This is a genomic window from Vibrio sp. 99-70-13A1 (assembly GCF_013114625.1).
Classification (GTDB): domain Bacteria; phylum Pseudomonadota; class Gammaproteobacteria; order Enterobacterales; family Vibrionaceae; genus Vibrio.
The window spans coordinates 1-6,154 of sequence record NZ_VTXD01000068.1; the positions used below are offsets into that span (position 1 = coordinate 1).

7 protein-coding genes and 2 pseudogenes are annotated in these 6,154 nt (G+C 38.3%); all 9 read right to left on the reverse strand.

Translation table 11 applies throughout. From position 1 onward, the window contains the following. A pseudogene (locus F0226_RS21905) lies at window positions 1–130 on the reverse strand (GNAT family N-acetyltransferase); the annotation flags it as partial. Between the two features lie 142 nt (window positions 131–272). Next, window positions 273–839: an ankyrin repeat domain-containing protein gene (locus F0226_RS21910; RefSeq protein ID WP_171737617.1), complete on the reverse strand. Its 567-nt coding sequence runs from the start codon at window positions 837–839 to the stop codon at window positions 273–275. 132 nt (window positions 840–971) lie between these two features. Next, entirely contained in the window at window positions 972–1,502 is a 531-nt protein-coding gene (locus F0226_RS21915; protein ID WP_171737618.1) for a GNAT family N-acetyltransferase, read from the reverse strand. Window positions 1,503–1,660: 158 nt separating this feature from the next. Further along, a pseudogene (locus F0226_RS21920) lies at window positions 1,661–2,148 on the reverse strand (isochorismatase family protein). A 155-nt stretch (window positions 2,149–2,303) separates the two neighbouring features. Then, a complete protein-coding gene (locus tag F0226_RS21925) occupies window positions 2,304–2,996 on the reverse strand; it encodes a hypothetical protein (protein WP_171737619.1) in 693 nt (230 codons plus the stop codon). A gap of 5 nt (window positions 2,997–3,001) precedes the next feature. After that, a complete protein-coding gene (locus tag F0226_RS21930) occupies window positions 3,002–3,625 on the reverse strand; it encodes a DarT ssDNA thymidine ADP-ribosyltransferase family protein (protein WP_171737620.1) in 624 nt (207 codons plus the stop codon). A gap of 248 nt (window positions 3,626–3,873) precedes the next feature. Further along, window positions 3,874–4,404, reverse strand: coding sequence for a hypothetical protein (locus F0226_RS21940; RefSeq protein WP_171737621.1), 531 nt, complete (start codon window positions 4,402–4,404; stop codon window positions 3,874–3,876). 137 nt (window positions 4,405–4,541) lie between these two features. Further along, window positions 4,542–5,327, reverse strand: a complete 786-nt coding sequence (locus F0226_RS21945) for an NYN domain-containing protein (RefSeq protein WP_171737622.1) — start codon at window positions 5,325–5,327, stop codon at window positions 4,542–4,544. 138 nt (window positions 5,328–5,465) lie between these two features. After that, window positions 5,466–5,957 carry a GNAT family N-acetyltransferase gene (locus F0226_RS21950; RefSeq protein ID WP_171737623.1) on the reverse strand — a complete coding sequence of 164 codons (492 nt, stop codon included), beginning with the start codon at window positions 5,955–5,957 and terminating at the stop codon, window positions 5,466–5,468. Between the last annotated feature and the right edge of the window lie 197 nt (window positions 5,958–6,154).

A 6,154-nucleotide genomic window follows, 5' to 3' on the forward strand; every position in this document is an offset into this window, starting at 1 on the left:
AAAACCATTGTTGTCGATTTTCTAACGAAAATGGGGACTCTTCAAAACGTGCATTTGTATGTTCAATATAGAAATTAAAAATATCAGTGATACCCGCTACATCCTTCAATTTTCCGGTTCTAATGTTCACGTAAAATCCTTTTCTATGCGTGCTTTATAACGCCCAATTAAGTAGCTGACAACGCTACCAACAAACTCAAATTTACCACCTAAATCACTGAAGCTAAACGAGTTGAAAATGCCAAGCGTTGGCAGTCTGCTTAAATTGCTTGTTAGGGCACTTTCGTTTCAAGAGCCGCTAATATTTCTTCGTAACCATTTTCTCTTGCTATAGAAGAAGCTGATAAACCATTCTCATTAACAAAATCAGTGTTTGCCCCATGTGCTATTAAGATTTCGACCGTACTCATATTTTCATTAAACACAGCAATCATTAAAGGACTAAACGCAGTTTCTCCAACAACTAAATTAGGAGTTGCACCTGCTTGTAATAACTTAACTAGTATATCGTCTTCAGCCCATTGAGCAGCCATATAAACTGGTGATTCACCCTGCCAATTTAAAACATTAGGGGTTGCAGATTTTGATAATAACAACGTAACCAATGGCTCATTACCCACAATCGTGGATATATGTAACAAACTTGCACCACAGTTGTTTTGATAATTTACATCTAATCCGTTTTGAATGAGCTGGAGTGAAAGCGACTCATCTCCACCCTTAATTAAGCTTTCAAGAGCCAAATTAAACTCTGTAGTTGGATCTGATTGGCAAACATTATCACTACATCCACTCATCATAGCCAAAACCAACAAACAACTCGGTAGTTTTATATCCACTTGACCTCCTTTGCCCTAACGCCCAATTAAGTAGCTGACAACGCTACCAATACACTCAAATTTACCACCGTAATCACTGAAGCTAAACCGAGTTGAAAATGCCAAGCGTTGACAGTCTGCTTGAATTGCTTGTTATAAGCGCGTTTTAGAATAAATCATCGTACTATCGAGCTCACCTGACGGCAGTCGCCTAGAGTTAATTAATGTTGCTTCAACCTGATAACCACAACGTATTGCAACAGCCTGACTCTTAAGGTTTGACGCTGCCATTTTAATTTCCACTCGTCGTGCTGATAAGTCATGAAAAGCATATTGTTCAACCAAACCAACAGATTCAGTTATGTAGCCAAAACCAGTTTTTGAAGTTTGTAACCAATAGCCAATTTCAAAATATGGCACTGATTTATCTCTGACAATAAAACCTACTACACCTATAAACAACCCTGTTTTCTTTTCAATGATATTAAACCAAAACTCCCCAGTACAACGGGAGAAGTTCACCATTGCTTCTTTAGTGTTATCTTCAAGAACTTGTTTAGATAAAGAGCCTGAAACCCAAGGCAAAAACTGAGAGAGATCTTGCTTAGATTCTTCAATGACCCCATGCATAACATCAATATAATTTAAGGACGGAGGTACCAGTTTAAGTCTTTCACTTTCCATCTAAACTCCGATATTAGGAAGTGCTTATAACGCCCAATTAAGTAGCTGACAACGCTACCAATACACTCAATTTTACCACCTAAATCACTGAAGCTAAACCAAGTTGAAAATGCCAAGCGTTGGCAGTCTGCTTAAATTGCTTGTTATAAGACTTTTTACTAACGAATTAACCCCAAAATTTTCTTGAATACTGGCTCTCGACAGTCCTTTACGAGTTCATACAAACACATTTCCAAACCTGTAATTTCTGCACCGATACTTTGTAAACGATTAACGCCGAGCTGTTTATTTAAATAAGTTCGAGATGAAACGCAATCACTGACAAGCTCCACTTTGCAACCTAGTTCGAGCAAACCTTTTGCTGTTTGGTAAACACAAATATGCGCTTCTATTCCGCAAATTAGCCAGGTATCTACTTTTTGGCTTTTAATTGAACTTAAGAATTCTGAAGATTCACATCCGTTAAAAGAAAACTTAGTTATAGGCTCGTGATTAAGGACTGTATTGAGTTCTTCGACTGTAGAGCCTGAGCACCTTTAATTAGTTTCTGACAATTAGAAATTAAAGCTTCACTTTCATAAACTAAACGAGCGAGTTTACCTTGAATATCAACGACGATAAGTCCAGTATTTTCTCTATTCAACATACCAACCCTCCCAAGTTTAAATAAGCCTTATAACGCCCAATTAAGGTGTGAGCCACGCTACCACGGCACTCAATTTGAACACCGTAAACACTAAACTTAACCCAAACCAAAAATGCCAAGCGTGGGGAATCACTCTTAAATTGTTTGTTAGGTTTTCAGAACATTTTCGACTGAACTTGAACAGCTCGTTTCTGGTTCTCATAATGTGAACGAGTAAATTCAAGGAAGGATTCGGGATTTTTTAAGTCCTGTTGAGGGATACCATTGCTTATTAAGCTAATGAATAGTGCGACAGCGTGAGCTTGGCAGTTAATTGATTTTTCTGGATTAAACTCAATATCGCTAAATCCATTAAATAGCATAACCTGCTCAGCTAACTTCGGATGTTGCATTAGGGCATTAATATATAGCCAGTCGTAAAAATATGTACGAGGCAAAATTGGAAACTTTTGATTAAAAAAGAGGAAGCACTCTAAGTTACCCGATGACTTAATTCTTGGATCTTTTTTTGCGGTTTTTGAGTCTACCGCGAATAGATCCAAATATGGTCCACCTTGATCGAATACTTTACTACCTTGAAAAGCTGATTCTACTGAGAAACTTTGATTCTTTTTTTGTGTGGTAATTAACAAATTAAAAGCACTAAGGTTAACACCTAGAGTGTCTGGAGATTTACTTGAAATCTCTAGTATATTACTAAAGCCCAACCCACAAGCTCTTTCATGTAGCTCATGGATCGTCTTTTGTTTTTGCACCAAAGCAAAGCCACTATGCCATTTGAAGTTTATATTAACTTCTTTCACTCCAACTTCATCTACTTTGGGTATAAAGATGGGTCTGTCAGCCATTAAAATTACCTTCGTACATACTCTCGAGCACCAAATAGACCTTTATTTCTTGAGTGTAACACTACTTTCCGTTTCCCAGCGAGTTCTTCAAATCGTTCTTTTGAAGGTTTGTCCTGAAATGCTATACCCACAATATATTTTGCAGGTATATGGTCTCGAACTAACACCTCAGCTTGAACATCTGTTGCATCATAGCTTCGAAGGTTTTGTTCACCCCTGCTAGGTAGCCCCGCTACCTCATCATACATACCAGCAAGACTCTCAGGTTTAGCTAACTCTTCATCAGCCACACCAGAAATACGAGCATCTGCTGCGTTATGCTTGCAAAACATACAATCCAATTCCGTCAGGACATGTTTGCTTATAGCTACAACACACCAACGTCCACCCTTTTGATTTCTATATTTATAGAACATCTTACTATTTGGAAAGCCTACTGAGGTCGATATAGTATTTTTACGCCCGTCCAAACGCTTTTCGTCGTTAATTTCCACGGAGTCATCAACTCTATCTCTTGAGTAAAGACCATTTTCAAGGATGCTCTCAAGATTCGATAAAGATGTAAAATGGGTTAATGCTGGAATTTTCTGTTCTTCGATAATTTGTTTAAGCTTTTCTTTTCTTGACATGCTCACACCTATAATTGGACAACAATGCTTAATAAAGTAAGCACATCAAATATATGAGGATTAGCTTAACGACATTCAATACGGAAAGTGTGGAATAATAACGTTTTGTGATCGGAGTGGAAAACCTAACGCCCAATTAAGGTGTGAGGCACGCAATACCGATTCTCCGCATACCACCTTAATCACTAAAACTAACGCATAGTAAAAATGCCACGCGTGCCGAATCACTCTTAAATTGTTTGTTATATTTACGATTTCTCATATGCTGAACTTAGGTCTTCAAAGAAAATTCTACGATTATCTAAGATATCTTCACGCCATAATTTGACTTCTTCTAATGGTTTTCCATGTTCACCGATATACACTTCAGCATAGAAACTAGAAACAGCCTCGCCAAAAGCCCTCAGTGATTGCTGGCTGTCAGATAATCCAAGTAATAACAATTTTGATTCAGCACTATTGAGGTTTTTGTATGAGCTGTAAAGGTTCGTTCTAGCTTCATTCAACTCTTTCAGAAAGTCATCACTAAGTTTTGAACCGCTGCTTTTTCTACGAGTAAAATCTACAATTCTTGCCCAATAAACCATTGAGTGATGAGAAAAAACCTCTACCTGTTCGGCTACAGACTCTAAACTCTCTAATTTTCGGGTTCTACGTTGCTTTTCATCGTCGTTCTTGTGTTGAAGCTGGGTGATTTTCCAAGTCGTGACTCCGCTAATCAAAGCACCAAGTCCAATTTTGACTGCTGTATCAAGAATTTCCATATATGTAATTGCCACTGAACCTCCTGTAAATATAACGCCACGTTAAGGTGTGAGCGACGCAGCCACTAAACTTAAGTCATTGTGCCATAAACACCTAAGCTAAACTTTGAGCTGAAGCCGCCGAGCGTTGGGAATCACTCTTAAACGTTTTGTTAGGCATTTTTTCGAGCGTCCCTGATGTATATTTGAGTTGCGCCGGAATCCGTAGATTTCTTATGTATTTCGAACAATTCAGTAGCTTCTACTAATTGACTCAGAGTACTAAAACCATAATTTTTTGAATTGAAATCTGGATACTGACGCTTTATCAAACTGCCACAGTGAGCTAAAAACGACCAGCCCTCTTCATCTTGGTATTCGCTAGCTGCACCACGCAATATATTCAAAAGCTTCGTATCTTGACGAAGCTTATTACGAACTTCACGAGATTCGTTTTTCTTGGGCTTTTCAGCTGCCGATACAAGAGAAGGAGTTTCATCTTTTGGGGTGTATCTCTCTTTCAGAACTTCGGTATACATGAAATCATCACACGCATTGCGAAAAGCAACAGGTGTCATTTTTTTACCCACACCAAAAACATAAATCTCAGATTCTTTTAACCGTGAAGCTAGCTTAGTAAAATCACTATCACTGCTCACCAATGCAAACGCATCATATTTTTTAGAATATAACAGATCCATGGCATCAATTATCATTGCTGCATCTGACGAGTTTTTGCCTTGGGTATAAGAAAACTGCTGAACTGGATTTATGGCTAATTCATTTAATGGTTGCTTCCAGTTTTTCAAACATTCAGAACTCCAGTCCCCATAAGCTTTCTTGGTCAGAATATGTCCATGTTTAGAAAGTTCCTTTAAAACAGAGTCCAATACAGAATATTGTGCATTTTCTGCGTCAATTAGCACTGCTATTTTCTTTTCCGCATCAATATCTATCAAGTTCATCTTCCTTTGAAATGCCTAACGCCCAATTAAGTAGCTGACAACGCTACCAATACACCCAAAATTACCACCTTAATCACAAAAGCTAAACCGAATTGAAAATGCCAAGCGTTGGCAGTCTGCTTAAATTGCTTGTTATGAGCGTGCTAAACGGTAGCGCCTTACCGTACCTTCACTATCATCGATATAGTTATCAAGGTATTCACCACCACAATTTTCGATAACCTTTTGTGATGCTGAATTGTCTATTGAGCAAGTAACAATAACTGAGTTAGACACCACATTGTCACGAACCCATGCGAGCAGGAATGAGGCAACACCTTTACCACGAGCTGCTGGTCTAGTTTCATAGCCAATATGCCCTATGACATTTTCAATGTAATCATTTGTTCCGTGGCGAACTCTGATTGAACCGAGGATGACACCTGACTCCATACAAAAATAAGTTGTTATTGGAGCCCAACCGTCAGGTAACTCTAGTCCATTGGAGTATGCGATTCTCTTCTTTAGGTACGCACTACTATCAAATTTTGCTTCGTCATAAAGATCTAAGCCATCTGCAATACAGGACTCAACGTAGTCTTTAAACTGGTCTTGATGACTGAACTTCGCCTTCGTAATTTCCATTTTACTCCTAAGCTCATAACGCCCAATTAAGTAGCTGACAACGCTACTAATGCATTCAAACTTACCACCTAAATCACTTAAGCTAAACCGAACTGAAAATGCCAAGCGTTGACAGTCTGCTTAAATTGCTTGTTATACGAATTTTTCCACCAATTCCTTTGTCATAAAGTGACTATGTGGATCGAGTTCATAATTAG

Bases quoted from the DNA above. Each gene is read 5' to 3' on its own strand.
- F0226_RS21930 (WP_171737620.1), bottom strand. From the start codon at position 3,625: ATGTCAAGAAAAGAAAAGCTTAAACAAATTATCGAAGAACAGAAAATT.
- F0226_RS21915 (WP_171737618.1), bottom strand. From the start codon at position 1,502: ATGGAAAGTGAAAGACTTAAACTGGTACCTCCGTCCTTAAATTATATT.
- F0226_RS21925 (WP_171737619.1), bottom strand. From the start codon at position 2,996: ATGGCTGACAGACCCATCTTTATACCCAAAGTAGATGAAGTTGGAGTG.
- F0226_RS21950 (WP_171737623.1), bottom strand. From the start codon at position 5,957: ATGGAAATTACGAAGGCGAAGTTCAGTCATCAAGACCAGTTTAAAGAC.